The sequence below is a fragment of the Neiella holothuriorum genome (genome assembly GCF_019457915.1).
Taxonomy (GTDB): domain Bacteria; phylum Pseudomonadota; class Gammaproteobacteria; order Enterobacterales; family Neiellaceae; genus Neiella; species Neiella holothuriorum.
On record NZ_JAHZSS010000019.1, the window covers coordinates 15,155 to 34,351 of the forward strand.

A 19,197-nucleotide genomic window follows, 5' to 3' on the forward strand; every position below is an offset into this window, starting at 1 on the left:
ATTGGCTTTGGTGGAGTGCGTAGCACCTCGCATGGGGTGCGATAGAAAAAACAAAGGGCTGATAACTCAGCCCCAAATTAAGATGATTAGCTCACAATCAAGCGTTTGCGCTCAAACTCTCGAATACGCTCCTGATAGTGGCGAATTTTTTGGTTGGTCAACACGCTACGTGTGTCATCAAGTACTTGACCTTTCAGCTCTCGCGCCAACTTCTGAGCCGCATTGAGCATCATGTTAAATGACTGAGTGGCTTCACCCGCATTCGGCAAAGTCATAAACAACGAAATGCCGGGTGTCTTGAACGACTCCATGTTGTCAACATCAAAGGTGCCGGGTTTGACCATATTGGCCAGGCTAAACAACACTCTGCCCTGCCCTGAGCTGTCTTCATGGCGATGAAAAATACCCATTTCGCCAAACTTAAAGCCTAACGTGAGCAAACTTGGTAACAGATCTGCGCCGGGTAATTCGTCGCCTGGGGCTGCCACAACCGTGAGAATTAACACTTCTTCAGGCTCAGGCATTGGCTCTGGTTCAGGTTCTATTTCTGGTTCAGAAGCAACGATAGTGTCACTTGGCTCAGCAGTTGTTGCTTCCTCAAGCGCCGGCTCAGGTTGATCCAACTGGAATTCAACTTGCTCTGGATCCGGGGTATCGTCAACGGCACTAAACGATGGCTCTTGACGATCGTGCTCGGCTTCCAATGCACCCGCAACGGTACGAACTTGGCCTACGCCAAGTTGATCGAAGCCTTCATCATCACGATTGCGCTTCTTTTGTTCTTTATATATTTCCGCAAGTGGCTTTTCTTTGCTGCCAATGGCACCCCCTTGTTGGCGTCTTAGCGACCATAACCCGTGCCATAACAGGGCAGCTATGCCCACGGCACCGGCAATGATCAACACCAAACGAAACTCATCCATTACTCGTCCTTACTCATTCTCTAAGATACTTCAGCCAACGCGACAGCTTGCTCTACGTCCACTGACACCAAGCGCGATACGCCCGGCTCATGCATGGTAACGCCAGCAAGCTGCTCTGCCATTTCCATGGTGACCTTGTTGTGGCTGATATAAATAAACTGCACGGACTCCGACATTTCCCGAACCAGATTACAAAAGCGACCGACATTGGCATCATCAAGCGGCGCATCAACTTCATCCAACATACAAAACGGTGCTGGATTGAGTCGGAAAATGGCGAACACCAATGATAAAGCGGTCAATGCCTTTTCGCCACCCGATAACAGGTGAATTGTTGCGTTTCGTTTACCTGGCGGTCTAGCCATGATGGTGACACCTGTTTCGAGCATATCATCATCAGTTAGTTCCAAATAAGCTGCCCCGCCGCCGAATACCTTCGGAAACAAAACTTTTAGGTCGCCGTTAACCTGATCGAAGGTTTCTTTAAATCGGGCTCGGCATTCGCGATCAATGCGGCGAATGGCACTCTCTAAAGTATCGAGAGCACTCATCAAATCGTCGTTTTGCTGATCGAGGTACTGCTTACGTTCAGCAGCTTGTTCATATTCGTCGATGGCCGCTAAGTTAATTGGGCCCAAGCGGCTGATGGATTTTGCCAGCCGTTCTAATTGTTCTTGCCAGCTCGATTCTGAGTATTCCGCTGGCAGTTCATCAAGCACCACTTTGAGTGGTTGATCCATTTCTTGCAATTGCTCGGTGGCGGCTTGCGCGCGAACCGACGCGGTTTGTTGTTCAAGCAGCAAGCTGTCTTTTTGCGCTTTCAGCTCAGATTGCTGGTTGATGATCTTTTGTTCTTGTTGCTTGAGGTCAATCAACTGGTTCTGAGCATGGTGAATCGCGTCACTATGGCTGGCAGCCTGTTGCTCAACATCGATTTTTTGTTCTAACTGTTGCTCTAATTCGGCTTGGTAATCACTGTCATCAACATCGACGTTTACTTCTTGTTGCAGTTGCTGCTGACGTTGTAACCATTGCTGTTGCTGCGCTTCTGCTCGCTGCAATGCTTGCTGTGCGCTATCACGTTGATTGGAAATGGTCGATTGCTGCAGTGCAACCTGATGTTGTTGCTGCTGCAACTGATCGCGGGACGCACGAGCATTTCGAACATTTTGTTCTGACTGTAATCGCTCATCTTGCAATAGCTGATGACCATCATCTTGTTCGGCCATCTGTTCTTCTAGCATCAGCTCAGCTTCCACCAACTCAGCCAGCACTAATTCCAATTCTGTTAACTGCTCATCGCATTGAGCGAGTTCTTGTTGCAGCTGCGTTTGCTGTTGTTGTTGTGATTGCAGCTGCTGTTTGACCAACGCTAAGGCAGCGCGGCGCTGTTGTTGCTCAGTCTCACTTTGCTGAACGCGCTGCCGGGTCTGCTGCAATTGTTGTTGTCTGCGCTGTTGTTGCTCATCAGCACTGGCGAGCTTGTCCGTTAGGGTTTCGATTTGCAGTTGCTGCTCGTCAAGCAATTGCTCAGTGCGCAGCAGTTCGGCATGAATGGCGAGTTTACCTTGCCCTGACTCAGCGGTTAGCAGCCAGCCTTTGCCTAGCCAAATGCCCGACGCTGAAATGACGCTATCAAACGGCGTTGATGATAATTCGGTTTGCCATAGCTCGGCGTCGGAGGCTACCCATTTGACGCTGCTCAGCCATTGTAAAGCGACTGACGGCCCTTGTACTTTGGCTGCCAGACTATCGGTGTTCGGCGTCACCGATTCGTGGTTAGACAAATCAATCAAACAGGTATTCGCGGGTAAATTGCTGTTTGCTGCTGCGCTGATCTGCGGCGTTAACCAAGCTTGGCCAAAACGACCCAAGATGGTCTCAACGGCAAGTTCGCAACCCGCTTCAATCACCAGGCTGTCAACCACTTCAGAGGTCAGTTCAATGCCTTGCTGGCGAAGACTCTGGCTAAGTTCATCATCACTGGAGTGCCATTGCCGCAAGGTTTGTAGCTTACTCTGCAACGCCGCCTGTTGCTGTGCCGATGCTTGCTTCTGTTGCTGCAATGAGCGGTGAAGTTCACTGGCTTCAGCCGCACTCCCTTGTTCCTGTTCGAGTTGCAGTAACAGCTCTTCGTGCTCCATCGCTAATTCGTCAAGCGCATCGACTAGCCCGTGCTGCTGCGCCGCTAATTCTTCACTGTCGAGTTGTTGCTGCGATTGCTGTAACCGTTGTTGTTGCTGACCCACGGATTGTTGTTGCTGTTGATGCAACTGCTGCTGATGTTTATTCGTTTGCAATTGTTGCCGCAGTTGCTGCAACCCTTCATTTTGTTGCTGGTAGCGAGTTTGCCAAGCCTGCAAGGCTTGTTCTGCCTGTTCGAGCATCAACCCCGATTCATCCAGCGCCAACTCAATACCGTATTCTTGTTCTTGCAGCTGTTCGGCCTGTTCCGTAAGAATCGCTACCTGCTCTTGTTGCTCTTCAATAAAGCCCGTTTGCTCTGCGAGTTGTTCACTCAGTCGCATCAATTCTTGTTGCAAACGTTGTTTATGCTGACCTTGATGGAGAATTTGCTGCTCGAGTCGAGTAATGGTGTTGCTGATCTGAAAGAGCTGCTGGCGGACCGTATCATGACGCAAGGTCTGATGTTCTAATTCGGTTTGCTGTTCGGTCTGCTGGGTCTGCAGGGCAACACTTTGGCTTTGTAATTGCTCCGCCTGCACATCAAGCTCACCAGCACGAGTCGCTAGTTCGTCGTGTCGACCTTGCCAATTGAGCCAACGGATTGCTGATAACTGAGCTTTCAGTAAACGCTCTTTTGATTTTAATTCTTTATATTTGCGAGCCGCAGTCGATTGGCGCTTCAACTTGTTTAATTGCTGCCCTAACTCTTCGCGCACATCGTTCAGCCGGTCAAGGTTGTCGCGGCTATGGCGCAAGCGATTCTCAGTGTCGCGCCGACGTTCTTTGTATTTGGAAATACCAGCTGCTTCTTCAATGAAAATGCGCAACTCTTGCGGCTTCGATTCAATCAGCCGCGAAATCATGCCCTGTTCAATAATGGCGTAAGAACGCGGCCCTAAGCCTGTTCCCAAAAAGATGTCGGTGATGTCACGACGGCGGCATTTGTTGCCGTTCAAAAAATAAGTGTTTTGTCGCTCTCGAGTCACTTGGCGCTTAACGGACACTTCGGCGTAATTGGCAAATTCACCGGCAACGCGACCATCTTCGTTATCAAACACCAATTCGACACTGGCCTGAGAGACGGGCTTGCGCTCTAAAGACCCATTGAAAATAACGTCGGTCATGTCATCGCCGCGCAGGTTTTTAGCCGAGCTTTCGCCCAACACCCAACGCACCGCATCAATGATATTAGATTTGCCACAACCATTAGGACCAACAATGGCCGTGAGTGACTGCGGGAAAGGCACCGTCGTAGGGTCGACAAAAGATTTAAAACCGGCGAGCTTGATTGATTTTAAACGCATTATCGGACAACAAACGGCTTATTGAAGTGACAGGATTTCAGCAACATATCACGTTGGTGAAGAATGTCACGTTTGGCCGGTTGGTTTTGTGCTGACTGGATGTAAGTTGACCAGCGCTCCCTCAGTCACAACAAGGTCACAACAAAGTCACATCAAAGCCTCAGCGAAGTTAAATCAATTGCCAACGCAACGCCTTGATCACAGCTTGCGTTCGATCGCGCGCATGTAATTTGGTGAGCAAATTAGAAATATGATTTTTCACCGTGCCCTCGGCTAAATAGACCGCCCCGGCGATTTCTTTGTTACTAAAGCCGGCAGCCAAGTATCGCAAGATCTGCTGCTCCTTGGCGGTTAAAGAATCGGCGGGGAGTTGTGGTAATGACTCGTCATCGGACGCAGGTAAATGCTGGCGGTTTAGCAATTCAGGCTCCGCTAAGAACCCGCCTCCGGCAACGGTTTTTATGGCATGTTCTAGTTTTTCCCAACTAATGTCTTTGAGCAAAAAACCATTAACGCCAGCCTGCAACGCTCTCATGAACAGCTGATGTTCATCAAAGGTTGTCAGCATCAAGACCGGCGTTAATAGGCCCAGTTGGCGCATTTGCGACACCAGTTGAATGCCATCCATCACTGGCATGCGAATATCAGAGAGCAACAAATCAACGGGCTGCTGTTGTATCGACGTCAGCGCTTGCTGACCATGCTCAGCCTGCCACAACACACTGAAGTCGGGATTAAGCTCGATGAGCCGAGCAATACCATCACGGATCAATGCTTGATCATCAACTAAACCGATGCGAATCACACTAACGCCTCCATTGTTTTACCGTCGCTTTCTACCCTGCCGGATATCATGGATTCAACGCCAATGTCAGTGGCAACGGGCAACGTGATGGAGAGGACAAAACCCGCGGCGTTGCTAACAAATTGAGCCTGACCGTTGAGGCTACTGACGCGCTCTTGAATGCCGCGCAAACCGCTACCTTGTTCAATATGGCGACAGCCTTGGCCATTATCAGACACTATGAGCAGCAATTGTCCGGGCACGGCAGGATGAGGCTCAAGGCTAACGAGCACTTTTGTTGCATTGCCGTGGCGTAAGGCATTACTGATAGCCTCTTCAATACAATGCGCCAATTGACTATTTTGCACCGATGACAAGAGTCCATGCTCTAACTGACATTGCAGCTCGATGGCTGCGGGTAAACCACGGCGCAGTTGCCGCATAAAATCGGTGAGGCAGATGTTCGATTGCTGACGCATGTGATGAACAATAGTGCGAGTCTGCTGCAAGGTGTTGTTCACAGCTTGCCGCAGACTTTGGTAAAACTCATGCGGCTGCTCCGGCGGCCGATGAAGGGCGTGCTCTAGCTGTAAACTCAAAGCCGTTAGATGATGGCCAACACTATCGTGCAGATCGCGTGCAATGCGCAATCGCTCTTGGTGTTCACTCTGCTGAGTTAAACGCGATTGCGCTGCAACCAGCTTTAGGTGTGTCGCTTCGAGTAATTTTTGTTGGTGTTGCGCGAGCAAGCGTGAGCGTGTCGACAACGCCGCAAACAATTCAAAACTGAGAAAGACTAAGTTGGAGATCACCGTGTGCTGGGTCAAGCCGCTGAACGCGTCAATGGCAAACAGGGCGAGGTTTAAGCCAATCAAGCCCCACCACCAGCGCTTTAAGCCAAGAAATGCTGGCAATTGAGCCGCGCACAACACAAACAATACTGGAGCAACTAAGCTGCGCTCATTGGCGTAAATCAGTAATGCACAGACACATTGAAGCAACAATGCGATCCGCTGAGCACGGCCAATATTGTTACCAGACTGCCAGATAGTGGCATAGCTAAAGGCCAGCGCCATCACCACGATTAAGCTAAAGCGGAACGCCGTGAGATCACCATTTAACGCATCCACCCAAGTCACCACGGCATAGGTAATCAAACCGCTCATCGACAAAATCAAATCATCCCGTTGCATGGCGTCACGCAGGCGAGCAAAGACAGAACGAGAAACATTTTCAGACATGGCTTAGCAAATCCTTTTCAACAAACTGACTGTCCCATTTGGATATTTGAGCTGCGCAGGCACCGACCAACTCGCCTGTCGAGCGCGAACTGCCACTATGCCATTCTCCTGTGGCAACCGGCAGTGCCAAAAGTCACGATTTTCATGCCTCCAATGAATGACCAATGGCACCTGTGTAATGTGCGCAAGATTGTTTCAATAGATCCCGAACAGCACAGTCACTCCGACTGAAACGACATCAACAAGAGGATTTGACCATGTCTACTTACTGGATTGCAGGATTAATCACCCCATTTATGACCCTCATTGCGTTATCTGCGCAAGCCGCCACATTGGATGTAACCATTGACAACAATCAAGCCACAGGTGGTACCTACATTGAAGTGTATGACTCAAACGAACGCTATGAGGCGGAGCAAGGCGCCATTGCCCGAATGATTCTGGATGCCGACGATAAACCACTACATTTCGTGCTTGCCGATCTTGCAGCTGGTGAATACGTGGTGAGAATGTTTCAAGATCTCAATGGCAATGGACAACTCGATGCCAACTGGCTTGGTATTCCTAATGAGCCCTATGGCTTTTCAAACAATGTAGGCAGTTACGGCCCGGCCAGTTTTGACGATGCCAAAGTCACGCTGATAGAAGATCAAACCACCGAAATATCCATTTCTTTGCAATAACCTAACCCTAGCTTGATTGCCGCTTACTGAAAGTCCAGCACGTCACTCGTGTTGGGCTTGTCAGATCTTCCAGAAGAGTTAGCAAAGCGGCAGGTGTTAAGCGCGTGACGTAGCGTTCCTAAACACAGCAAACCGATTAGCCCCAACAAACCCCAGCTACTGCCACCTGAGCCAGACTGGTTAGCACTATCTCCTGTGTCGGTCGACCCAGTATCATCCTGACTCGTTTGAATAGCGAGTTGCAATGTTTGCTGCGCCGTTTTAACCGGTTCGCCATCATCGCTGACCGTGACGGTAATGCTAACGTTTTCGGTATCCAGATCGTTGGGGTCAAAACTGAACGAACTTGCCGTTTCGGCAACCCATTCCGTATTGAACTGCCATTGGTATTGATGGCTGTCGCCCGCATTAGCATCGGCGACAGTTGCCGATACACTGACAACGCCCGCTGTCCGATCGATTTGCGAAACGCTACTGCCGTCTTGGCGAGCAATTAAATTCACCGTTGGCGCAAAGTTTTCACATCCGTTCGCATCAACAATGGCTCCTACCGTGGTGTTGTCACAACTATCTTGTGCGTCAGTAACGCCGTCGCTATCACTGTCAATCACCGCTGGTTCGCCGTCCAAATTAACAAAGTAAATATTGTCCAAATAGACAGAGCCATTACCCTCAACTTTTAATTGAAAGGTATCCGTTAAATCGACAGCAGTGAACGTGGATAGCGGAATATCCGTGCTGATCCATTGGTGTTGTTCAACAGCAAACGGGTAAGGTGTTTCTTGCGGGCCAGGGCTGATCAGATACACACTTAATGCTGTGGAAGAACTCGTCCAATAGTCCACATGCAGGTGAGTCATACCGCTGACATCCTGATGATTGCCATCATAGTCAGTGCCTTGATAATTGAGGCCGGTATACATAAGTACCTCGTCATCATTCAACATCGGCTGCGTTACAATCGTTGACTGGCCCCAGTCTGGATTAAAATTAACCCCGTCAATCTCGTTATAGGCATCGCTAAAAAGCGCAATAACATCACTTGCCACTGGTGTCGGAGTTGGCGCCGCTGTGGTTGGCGTTTCCGTTACTTGAGAATCGGCACAGCCATTAATATCAACGCTTGTGCCAGCTGGCGTGTCATGACATTGGTCCAGACTATTGCCAACGCCGTCGCCATCATCATCGGCTGAGATTGGCGTGGTTTGATTACACCCTGTTGCTGAATTATCAGCGGTGGTGCAATGGGCGACATAATCAACTTCCATGGTGGCCTGCATCAGGCTGGCATCAACTGCGCCGCCTAAATTGCCGCCAATGGCCACGTTTAACAGCAAAAACATTGGCTCTTTGTATTGCGGGCAAGCGCTAATGTCATGGGATTTTACGACGTTCCCGTCCATGAAAAAGCTAACCTGATCAGCGCTCCACTCAATGGCATAGGTATGGAAATCTTGAACATCGGCAGCACCACCCGCATACGTTGGTCGAAACTCGCTACCGCATCCATTCACATTGAAAAAGTTAGTGATATAACTGCCGCCGTCGTTGGAAAACCATTCCCACACATCAATTTCACCGGCTCCAGCATTTGGCCAATTCACCGTATCGTTGTCGCCGCGAATTGGATGTTCAGCAATACGGTTTTCCAGCATCCAGAAAGCAGGCCAAGTACCACCTTCTAGGTTGAGAAAACGCAATCGTGTTTCAATGCGACCATACAAGAACTCGCGTTTATCTTTGCTATTGAGCCGGCCTGACGTCCACTCGCGTTGTTGGTTGCCCAACCCAGGGCAAGCAATATCTTGGCGTCTAGCGATGATTTTCAAAGTGCCATCTGACACGTCATAGTTCTTCTGCAATGAACTTTCGTTATCGGTATAACATTGAATTTCGTTGTTATAGTTGGCTTGGATCTGTGCCGTCCAGTTGTCCCAATTGACACCTTCCCCTTCGAAAGCATCAATCCATTGCACTTCCCAACCCGCCTGCGCAGGCGCCACAGCCAAGAACAATAGCGCCGCAGCCAGAAGCTGGTTAATCGAATAACCCCTGAACCACAGGCTCAGTCTTTCTCTATGAGATCTTTTTTCGTTCATCATTATTATCTGTTTTGTTTGTGTGGGTTTGCGCCACACCTCACCAGAGCGAACGCGGGCCCTAAGTAAGCGCTTTCATCGTTAAGTGAAATGCGCTTTATCAATAACGGGTCTGCGTATCGCGTCGGTGGTACGGTGAGATATGGAAGAAGGGCAAATCCTACGCAAAATATTGGTAAAGCCAATTCAAACTTCGATCTAGCTTTGGGTTTTGTGAGCATGCGAGCAAGTTAACAAGGCCGTTAAGCGCGGCGATTGAAAAGCCACCGCTAGGTTTTATTGATACAAGTGGCTAATGGTAAGCGCATGAACCTAAGGTGCAATTTGTCATGGTTTGTAACAAGCTGACGATGTTTTTTGCCATGTCCCGTGCTTATAATCGCAATTAACGTATGCACAAAGGATCGATCGACAATGCAGGTAATTCAGGGAGGCAGCAGCGGAGCCGCCTACTTTTTTAAAGGCTTTGAGCTGATTCAAACCAAAGGCTTGCGTCGTTTTGTCGCGGTACCGCTGATCATTAATTTGATCATCTTTTCAGTGCTGTTTGGTTACTTGATTAGCAGCCTGACGGAATGGTTCGTGCTGCTTCAAAATTGGCTGCCGAGTTGGCTTAGCTGGCTTGAATATCTGCTGTGGCCGCTGGCGATTATTTCGATGCTGATTACCTTTTCGTTTTTGTTTGCCACTGCCGCAAACTGGTTGGCTGCGCCTTTTAACGGCTTATTGGCTGAAAAAGTCGAATTGTATCTGACCGGAAAACCTATCAATACAGGTGGTTTTGTCGACTTAATCAAAGACGTGCCCAGACTTTTTGCCCGCGAATTTCAAAAGCTTGGTTACTTCATTCCTCGTGCTCTGCTTTGTTTGATTCTATTTTTTATTCCGCTGGTAGGACAAACGCTCGCCCCCGTCATTTGGTTTTTGTTTTCAGCTTGGATGATGGCGATTCAATACAGTGATTACCCGTTTGATAACCATAAAATTCCATTCGCTCGAATGAAATTAAGACTTAAAGAGAAACGCTCACAAAGCATGAGTTTCGGCATTATGGTGATGCTCTTTACGATGATCCCGATCGTAAACTTACTGGTCATGCCCGTAGCCATTTGTGGCGCAACATCAATGTGGGTGCAAACTCACCGCCAACAATTACTGAACAAACCGTGATTCAACGGCGCTATTCGCGAACCGAAAGCGCCTGATTCATATCCCTCAGGCAAACCACATTCACTCAATGGCCTGTTACCGGCTATCGAAGTTAATTAGCAAGTCAGCGTGGCTGCGGCGTCGCTTGTTCCGCGTTGCCAACGCAGAGCTGAACAAGTGCATTCGGAATACAACAAAGCCCCAAATTAGTGCGCAGAACAATTCGGCGCCTCTCACCCTCCTTGCACCATTTTAAGACAAAAATAGCAACAAGCTGTTTTATAACAACTATTACAAACTCATTTTGTCAATTACACCCGTTGACGGGGTTGGTATGCCGATTGCTAATTAATCTACAAAAGAAATTATTCTAAGAATGACAGGCCCTGCTGGAATGAGAAAAGAACGTTTAGTCGTGATCGGCAATGGTATGGCTGGCATGAAAGCAGTAGAAGAGCTGCTAGAAGCTAAGCCCGATTACTATGACATCACTATTTTTGGTGCTGAACCCTACGGCAACTACAACCGCATCATGTTGTCGCCAGTGCTATGCGGTGAGAAAACCATTGATGAAATCATGATTAATGATCGTCAGTGGTACAAAGACAATCACATTACCTTGCATGCTGGGCCTGACAAGCAAGTGGTGAGCATCAACCGTCGTAGGCGACTCGTTGAATCGCGCGATGGCACCTCTGCCCGATATGATCGATTGCTTATCGCGACCGGTTCAAAACCCTTTATCATTCCCTTTCCCGGCCATAAACTTGATGGCGTCATCGCCTTTCGAGACATCTTTGACGTGAACACCATGCTCAGTTATGCCGCCTCTAAACAGCATGCGGTTGTGCTTGGCGGCGGGCTGTTAGGGCTGGAAGCAGCAAATGGGCTGCGCCAACAAGGCATGGATGTCACTGTTGTCCATAACTGCGCCACCTTATTAAATCGGCAACTCGACAGCACTGCCGCCGATTTACTGCAAACCGAATTCGAATCCCGTGGCATTCAGTTCAAAATGGCGGCCGAAACGAAAGAATTAATAGGCGACAAATCAGGTCACGTCACCCAAGTCACCTTCGCCGATGGTTCCGAACTCCCTTGTGACTTGTTTGTGATGGCCGTTGGCGTAAAACCAAACTTTGAACTAGCTCAGCAAGCCGGATTACATTGCGAACGCGGCATTGTGGTTAACGACACTTTGCAAACCTTCGATCCGAGCATTTATGCCGTTGGCGAATGCGTTCAGCATCGCGGCCAAACGTTTGGTTTAGTTGCCCCTGTGTTTGAGCAAGCCAAAGTATGCGCCAATCATCTCAGCGGTCATGGGGTTGCCGAGTACAAGATGCTACCTACTGCAACCAAGCTAAAAGTGTCTGGAATTAACATGTTTTCCGTTGGCGACTTCAATGGTGATGCTGGCTGCGAACTTATCGAATTTCACGATCAACAACTGAACGTCTACAAACGTTTGGTATTGCGCGACAACACGCTGGTGGGCGCTGTGCTTTACGGCGATACCAAAGATGGTAGCTGGTACCAAAGCTTATTAGAAAGCCAACAAAATCTTGCCAGCATTCGTTCAATGCTCATTTTCGGCCAGCACTATGCCGACGTTTTTGCTCAAGAAATGACTGATTCGCCAATGCCAGAGGTAGCGTAAGTGACCGATCTACAAGCCACTAACACCATCAAAACAACCTGCGCATACTGTGGCGTTGGCTGCGGCATTGAAGCCAAAGTGAATCCCCTAACGCGTGACGTATCGGTAACGGGCGACAAAGCTCACCCTGCGAATTTCGGGCGTGTCTGCTCAAAAGGCTCATCATTAGGCGAAACCATTGATCTATCGAGCCGTTTGCTACACCCGTTCATTGGTGACGAACAAGTCCATTGGGACCAAGCTCTTGATGAAGTTGCCACCCGCTTCTCACAAATTATTGCCGAGCACGGCCCCGATGCCGTGGCATTTTACGGCAGCGGCCAGCTCCTGACCGAAGACTACTACGTCGCAAACAAGTTGATGAAAGGCTTTATCGGCAGCGGCAATATCGATACCAATAGTCGTTTATGTATGTCATCGGCGGTGTCTGGTCACAAACGCGCTTTCGGTACTGACACCGTGCCGAACTGTTTTGAAGATTTAGAGTTGGCCGATTTAGTGGTGATCACCGGCTCCAACATGGCCTGGTGCCACCCTGTTTCGTATCAGCGGATTCGAGCAGCGAAAAGCAACAATCCCAACATGAAGGTGGTGGTGATTGATCCGCGTCGCACCGACACCTGCGACATTGCCGATTTACACTTACCCATAGCTGCCGGATCTGATGTCGCGTTATTTAACGGCTTGCTTAATTACTTGGTTGAAGGCCAATACATCGATCACGAATTCGTTGAAAGCCACACCGAAGGATTTGCCGAAGCCGTTGCCGCAAGTCAAGCAGACGGCGCAGCGTTAGCGGCCATTGCCAGTGAAACCCGATTATCCGAAAGGGACTTAGCAACCTTCTATAGCTGGTTTGCAGAAACCGATAAAACCGTCACTGCCTACAGTCAAGGCGTCAATCAATCGTCCAGCGGCGTCGATAAAGTGAACGCCATTATCAATTGTCACTTAGCCACTGGGCGCATCGGTAAACCGGGCAGCGGGCCGCTGTCAATGACCGGCCAACCCAATGCCATGGGCGGCCGTGAGGTTGGCGGTTTAGCCACCACATTGGCGGCTCACCTTGAGTTTAATATTGATGGCGACCGAGACCGTGTTGGCCGTTTCTGGAACACCACAACATTAGCGCAAGGGCCGGGCTTGCCAGCAGTCGATTTATTCGACGCCATTGCCGATGGCAAAGTCAAAGCGGTATGGATCATGGCCACCAACCCTGTGGTCAGTCTGCCAAACGCCGATAAGGTAAAAAAGGCTCTGCAACAGTGTCCATTTGTAGTGGTCAGTGATTGTGTGGCACAAACCGACACCATGGCACTGGCCCACGTCAAACTGCCGGCTCAAGGCTGGAGTGAAAAAGACGGCATGGTGACCAACACCGAGCGCCGCATTTCGCATCAACGCGCGTTATTGCCTGCCGCTGGTGAGGCTAAACCAGATTGGTGGATTCTATCTCGAGTCGGGCAGCGACTGGGCTTTGAAGAGGCCTTTAACTACCAACATCAAGTTGAAGTTTTTCGAGAGCATGCCGCCTTATCTGGTTTTGAAAATACGCAGGCACAACGCTTACGTGACTTTGACATTTCGGCGCTTGCCGATATTTCGTTGGCAGATTACAACAACTTTGAGCCGACTCAATGGCCAATCAATGCAGCTTATCCGAACGGCAAAACGCGATTCTTTTGCGATGGCCAATTCTACACGCCATCGCGTAAAGGCCAGTTTCTCGCCCTTCGCGCTAAACCACCAGAAAATCCAACCTGTGCAGATTACCCGCTGGTGCTAAATACCGGACGTTTGCGCGATCAATGGCACACCATGACGCGCACCGCATTAGCGCCGCGCCTCAACCAGCACAAGCCCGAGCCGTTTGTTGAAGTACACCCGATCGATGCCAAGCAATATGGCTTGACCGATGGCAGCCTCGCGGAACTCAGCAGTAAATGGGGCAAGATGTATGCGCGCGTCAACATTACGGACAAGCAGCAACCGGGTGATATTTTTGTTCCGATGCATTGGACCGAACAACTGGCTAGCGCGGGTCGAATGGGGAGCTTGGTCAACCCTGTGGTTGATCCCATTTCCGCGCAACCAGAAAGTAAACACACGCCAGTAGCGATTACCGCATACCAAGCGCAATGGCATGGCTTTGTGTTAAGTCGTCAGACATTAACCAACTCAACGATTGATTATCAGGTGAAAGTCCCGTGTCAGGGCTATCTCCGTTATGAATTAGCCGATGTCTCAGCTGATCGTCCAAACATCAATTGGGCCAAGCAGTGGCTATCTGAAACGTACCCGAATCTAAACTGGCAGTACGTTGATGATCCGCAACATGGCGTATTACGGGTCGCAGGCTATCAAGCTAACGTATTGATGTGCGTGATGTGTATTGCTCCAGGTCCACAAACCTCAGTGTTGCCTGAACGCAATTTTCTCAGCTCATTGTTTGCGAAACCGTCTCTATCGGAAGTCGAACGGTTGGCATTGCTGTCAGGTTTACCAACGGCTGGCGCAGAGGATACTGGCGCCCAGGTTTGTGCGTGCTTCAATGTTGGCGAGAAGACCATTCGCAAAGCCATCACCGACAATGCCCTAACAACCTATCAAGAGGTTGGAAAATGCTGTAAAGCCGGTACCAACTGTGGCTCCTGTGTCCCCGAAATTAAAACGATTCTGGCTTCCATCGCCGAGCCACAACCGGCCTAGCGGCAACGCCCTCATCATGTTGGCATTGGTGCTATTACCATTAGCACCAATGCCCCTACTCCCAACGATTACTTCTTCACGCTGTCGTTGGCCATGACCTTTAGCATTCCGTAGCCGTGCCTCAGTTAGTCGTTCAACCACCTGATTTTGCAGATGGTTGCTGCAGCGGCTATCCTAGCTGACTGTCATTGCCCTACTAGGGCTTTCGTGCTACCAATAACTTAATCAAGCACTTGCCTGAACAATACCCGCTGTTATCGATAAGCTTTGGGATAAGGAGATTTCGCTATCACTGCCGTTGCTAAACCCACCAAGAAAATCAATCACGAATTCAACATGGTGCGAGCATGCGCTTGTTTATCCATTACCTTGCTGCACTGCATGTTGTTCTTGCGTGATACCGTCCCCGTTACCATGCTCGATATTTATGACATTTTCAGAGTGCTGTTGTGTTTCGCTACGCCGGCGTTTGTGATGTTGTCAGAAACCTTAATCGCCCGCAGTTACCATCAAAGCTTGCCCGACGCTTTTCTTGGTAAACGCTTGAAGTTTATCGTTGCACCATTTATCGCATTCGCCATTGTTTCCGAATTGGTGAAAGTGTTTGTGGTTGGAGAAGCCTTCGATCCGATGCGCCTTGGCAGCTACTTGTTGGGTAAATATCACGGCTGGTTTGTCATTGTGATTGTGCAGTTCTACCTGATGCACATGGCAATCGTGAAGTTCAAACTGAGTCAGCTTAGTATTATTTTACTGACCAGTTTCATCACTTATTTCCACTACAAATATGTCACTCCACATATCGATCATCGCGATTACAAATTCATCTTCACGACTTGGGCCGCGTTCTTTTGCTTTGGTTACTTTATTGGCCGCTACTACCAGCAAGTTATCGCATTTATTAAACAAAATACCGGTCTTATCTACGGCCTAGCGATATTGAGTATTGCCATTTCCACCGCCAATTTCATTTACGATGGCAAGCTCGTCCATTCAAAATTATTCGAGAACATTCCACTTACCATCAGCCTGTTTGGCGTGTTGTTATTGGTGGGATTAAAGTTTGGCGATCGTTGGTGGGTACAGACGGTTAGTCGCTCGTCCTACGGCATATATCTGGTGCACTGGCCCGTCATTGTGATTTACACCACCTACTTACCCATGGAGTCATTGAACTATTGGTTGTCTATTCCACTGTTATTCATCATGACCACCATCACCTCCATTGTGATCGTTCGATCGTTTAACAACATTCCGCTTGGTCACTACATCGTCGGTAAAGACAATTATCGCGGCCCCAAAAAGGCTGTCGCCAAATAATCTGTAGACCATAAAAAAAGCTCCTGAGTAGTTCAGGAGCTTTTTCTATTACCCATCTCAACACCGTGCCAATAGCAGTAATACAGTCCGTTAGGCTACAACCTGCTGCGCGAGTAAGGTGCTGATGTGCTCTGGCGTCGTCGGCTTATGGAACAAATACCCCTGATAGATATTGCAACCTTTGAGCTGCAAAAACGCTAATTGTTCTGGGCTCTCAACGCCTTCGGCGACCGTGGTCAAATCGAGGTGCTGCGCCAGGCTAATGATGGTGGTACAAATTTGGCCATCTTCGACTGTCGTGGCACACTCATCAACAAATGAGCGATCAATTTTGAGGATATCTAGCGGCAGTTTTTTCAAGTAATTTAATGACGAATAGCCGGTTCCAAAATCATCAACCGACAACTTCAAGTTCAGTGCTTTTAATGCCGTCATCACATCAATACAACGCTCAACATCGGTTAGCAGCACACCTTCGGTTATTTCAACTTCCAGTAAATCGCCAGCAATTTGATAATGCTCCAATCGATCTTTGACGTACTCAACCAAGGGGCCAGAAACCATATGTCGACCAGAGATATTGACCGACACGGGCACCAGCTCACAACCGGCTTTGCGCCAGCCATGCATTTGCTTAAGCACATCATCAATCGCCAATTCACCCAGTTGAATAATTAGATCGGACTCTTCCGCCAAAGGAATAAATTCAGCAGGAGAAATCAACCCTTCTTTCGGGTGCTGCCAACGCATAAGTGCCTCTAGGCCAACAATAGCGCCATCATTGAGCACCTTAGGCTGATACACCATGTAGAACTGTTCTTGACTGGCAATCGCTTTGCGCATCTCCTGCTCATGATCGAAGTTTCGCGCTGCAGTTTTGGCCATGTCTGGGTGGAAAAGTTGATAGTTATCGCGGCCGCGTTGTTTGGCGCTGTACATGGCCAAATCAGCAAATTGCATCAATTGCTCGGCCGTTGCCAGGCCGCTATCACCAATGGCGATCCCCACACTGGTTGGAATTTTTAGTTCACGCCCTTCGAGCTGCACAGGTTCGCGCATCACATCCAAAATAGCTTGTGCCTTGTCACACGCTGCTGTGCTGGTAAACGCCCCTGTCACCAACACAACAAATTCGTCGCCGCCCCAGCGAGCGATTATATCTTTGCTGCGCGTGACACGAGTCAGGCGGTTGGCCACTTCACACAGTAAGTCATCACCGGCGCGATGCCCCAAGGTATCGTTAATGGTTTTGAAACGATCCAGATCGAGGAAGAACAACACTACCTGTTCTTGAAAACTAACGGATTGCTCTAAGGCTCGGATCAGCGAGTCCATGAGGTACGTTCGGTTGTACAAACCCGTAAGCGGATCACTATAAGCCAGTTGTTTGAGCTTTTCTTGCAGCTTTAACTGACGCGTCACATCACGGACATGCAAGGTAAATTCATTGCTACGGTCGCTTAAATTAGTCACCGTAACCGTAATTTCTGCGGGGAATTGATCGCCAGAGCTACGCATTAAAGTAAAAGCATTTCGGCGATTACGAAGCAAGCCCGAAGAAGATGAAAATTTATGCTGGAGGCTTTCTCGAACGGCAGCTTGTTGATCCGAAATAATGAACAACTCAATGAAGTCTTTGCCGGTCACATGGCGCTTCAAGTAACCAAATGTGCGTTCTGCAGCAGGGTTAAATTCAAGTACTCGCCCCAATAAATCGATGGTCACAATCGAATCCATCGACGAGTCCAGAATGGCGCTTTTGCGCATCTCACTGGAGCGGAAACGATCAATGGCATCATCGCGCTTACCCATCTCGTCATTAACTTTAGCGATCACGTCATTGTACTGGCGAGCAATTTGGCCGACTTCGGTAAAGGGCTCAACCGGTACTGGCTCTGAAAACGAACCATCACGCTGTTGTTGATGCATGGAGCCAAGCAGGTCGATTAGCTCGGTTGAGGCTCGATGTTCGGAAATATTCATGCCTTGCAGCTCGTCGCTTGCAGACACTCGTAACGGCAACCAGCGGTTCAAAAGCCGCAAGGCGACGTAACTGACAATCACGCTGTAACTGCAAATGGCCATCACACCGAGCAATTGCACGCCCAGCTGGGCGACACGGTCGAGCCCAGTCGCGAGGCTGTTCAAATCACCGAAAATCGCAACCGCCAACGTTCCCCAAATGCCAGCAAATAAATGTACCGGAACCACACCAAGGGCATCATCTATCTTTAATCGAGCAATGAGACGAGTGCCAAAAAACACCACTAAGCCAGCCACCATCCCAATGATCATGGCCTCACTGGGCGCAACAGCATGACAACCGGCGGTAATACCCACCAAGCCAGCAAGCACGCCATTGAGAATGGCGCCAACATCAACATAACGCTGCCAAACATAGTGGCAAATCGCCGCAACAACACCAGACCAAACGGCGGCTAAACAAGTGTTCAACAAAATCAACGGAACTTGGTCATTTAGCACCAAGGTGCTGCCACCGTTAAAGCCAAACCAACCAAGCCAGATCAACAAGGTACCCAGCACCGACATCGGCAGATTACTACCTTGCGGAATACGGCTGTTTTGTTCAAACCGCCCTTGGCGTGGGCCAATAATCAGAATGGCAGAGAGTGCGACACATCCGCCAACGGCATGAACCACGCTCGCACCTGCAAAATCGACAAAGCCAAGCGCTTCAAGCCAGCCTGAATTACCATTTTGATAAATCGAGGCCCATGCCCAATGGCCCGGAATAGGATAAATGATGGCGCAAAGAATAATGGCGGCAGCGAGGTAACCAAGAAAGCTCATACGCTCGGCCACGGCGCCCGACATCAAGGTAGCTGCGGTACCACAGAACATCATTTGGAAAATAAAGAAACTGACTTGCTGTGCTGATTGTTCCGCGCCAAACGCAAAACCGGAAAAGCCAACGAGCCCGCCGTTGGATTGGCCGAACATCAGTGCAAAACCAAATAACCAAAAGATAATGGCGGCCACAATGAAATCTGCGATGTTTTTTGCGGCAACGTTAATACTGTTTTTACTGCGAATTTTCCCAGTTTCTAAACATAAAAAGCCCGCCTGCATGAAAAACACCAACACTGAGGCGATCAATAACCAAGAATATTCCACTCG

The 19,197-nt window shown here is 49.2% G+C and carries 11 protein-coding genes; 5 read left to right on the plus strand and 6 right to left on the minus strand.

Annotated features, from left to right (window positions below; translation table 11 throughout):
- Window positions 1-86 precede the first annotated feature (86 nt).
- From zipA to K0504_RS14025, 4 genes are all read right to left on the minus strand, one after another.
- Complete coding sequence (gene zipA / locus K0504_RS14010) at window positions 87-923, minus strand: cell division protein ZipA (protein WP_220104772.1); 837 nt, start codon at window positions 921-923, stop codon at window positions 87-89.
- A 20-nt stretch (window positions 924-943) separates the two neighbouring features.
- The gene (gene smc / locus K0504_RS14015) at window positions 944-4,414 is read right to left on the minus strand and encodes a chromosome segregation protein SMC (protein WP_220104773.1); all 3,471 of its coding nucleotides are present in this window, start codon (window positions 4,412-4,414) and stop codon (window positions 944-946) included.
- A 169-nt stretch (window positions 4,415-4,583) separates the two neighbouring features.
- On the minus strand, window positions 4,584-5,219 hold the full coding sequence (locus tag K0504_RS18600; protein ID WP_220104774.1) for a response regulator: 636 nt from the start codon (window positions 5,217-5,219) through the stop codon (window positions 4,584-4,586).
- Window positions 5,216-6,439 carry a sensor histidine kinase gene (locus K0504_RS14025; protein ID WP_220104775.1) on the minus strand — a complete coding sequence of 408 codons (1,224 nt, stop codon included), beginning with the start codon at window positions 6,437-6,439 and terminating at the stop codon, window positions 5,216-5,218. The genes K0504_RS18600 and K0504_RS14025 overlap by 4 nt, the downstream gene beginning before the upstream one ends.
- 257 nt (window positions 6,440-6,696) lie before the next feature.
- On the opposite strand from K0504_RS14025, the gene K0504_RS14030 reads away from it, so the two are divergent.
- A complete protein-coding gene (locus tag K0504_RS14030; protein WP_220104776.1) occupies window positions 6,697-7,122 on the plus strand; it encodes a DUF2141 domain-containing protein in 426 nt (141 codons plus the stop codon).
- A 23-nt stretch (window positions 7,123-7,145) separates the two neighbouring features.
- On the opposite strand, the gene K0504_RS14035 is transcribed toward K0504_RS14030, so the two are convergent.
- Entirely contained in the window at window positions 7,146-9,125 is a 1,980-nt protein-coding gene (locus K0504_RS14035; RefSeq protein ID WP_318837981.1) for a glycoside hydrolase family 16 protein, read from the minus strand.
- Window positions 9,126-9,635: 510 nt separating this feature from the next.
- Here K0504_RS14035 and cysZ point away from each other — a divergent pair.
- The 4 genes from cysZ to K0504_RS14055 all read left to right on the plus strand — a co-directional run bounded on the left by cysZ (window position 9,636) and on the right by K0504_RS14055 (window position 16,059).
- A complete protein-coding gene (cysZ, locus tag K0504_RS14040) occupies window positions 9,636-10,391 on the plus strand; it encodes a sulfate transporter CysZ (protein WP_220104777.1) in 756 nt (251 codons plus the stop codon).
- Window positions 10,392-10,764: 373 nt separating this feature from the next.
- The gene (locus K0504_RS14045; protein ID WP_220104778.1) at window positions 10,765-12,030 is read left to right on the plus strand and encodes an NAD(P)/FAD-dependent oxidoreductase; all 1,266 of its coding nucleotides are present in this window, start codon (window positions 10,765-10,767) and stop codon (window positions 12,028-12,030) included.
- Window positions 12,031-14,739, plus strand: a complete 2,709-nt coding sequence (locus K0504_RS14050; protein ID WP_220104779.1) for a molybdopterin-dependent oxidoreductase — start codon at window positions 12,031-12,033, stop codon at window positions 14,737-14,739.
- Between the two features lie 318 nt (window positions 14,740-15,057).
- The gene (locus tag K0504_RS14055; protein ID WP_318837982.1) at window positions 15,058-16,059 is read left to right on the plus strand and encodes an acyltransferase family protein; all 1,002 of its coding nucleotides are present in this window, start codon (window positions 15,058-15,060) and stop codon (window positions 16,057-16,059) included.
- A gap of 90 nt (window positions 16,060-16,149) precedes the next feature.
- Here K0504_RS14055 and amt read toward each other — a convergent pair whose 3' ends face one another.
- On the minus strand, window positions 16,150-19,194 hold the full coding sequence (amt, locus tag K0504_RS14060) for an ammonium transporter (protein ID WP_220104781.1): 3,045 nt from the start codon (window positions 19,192-19,194) through the stop codon (window positions 16,150-16,152).
- Between the last annotated feature and the right edge of the window lie 3 nt (window positions 19,195-19,197).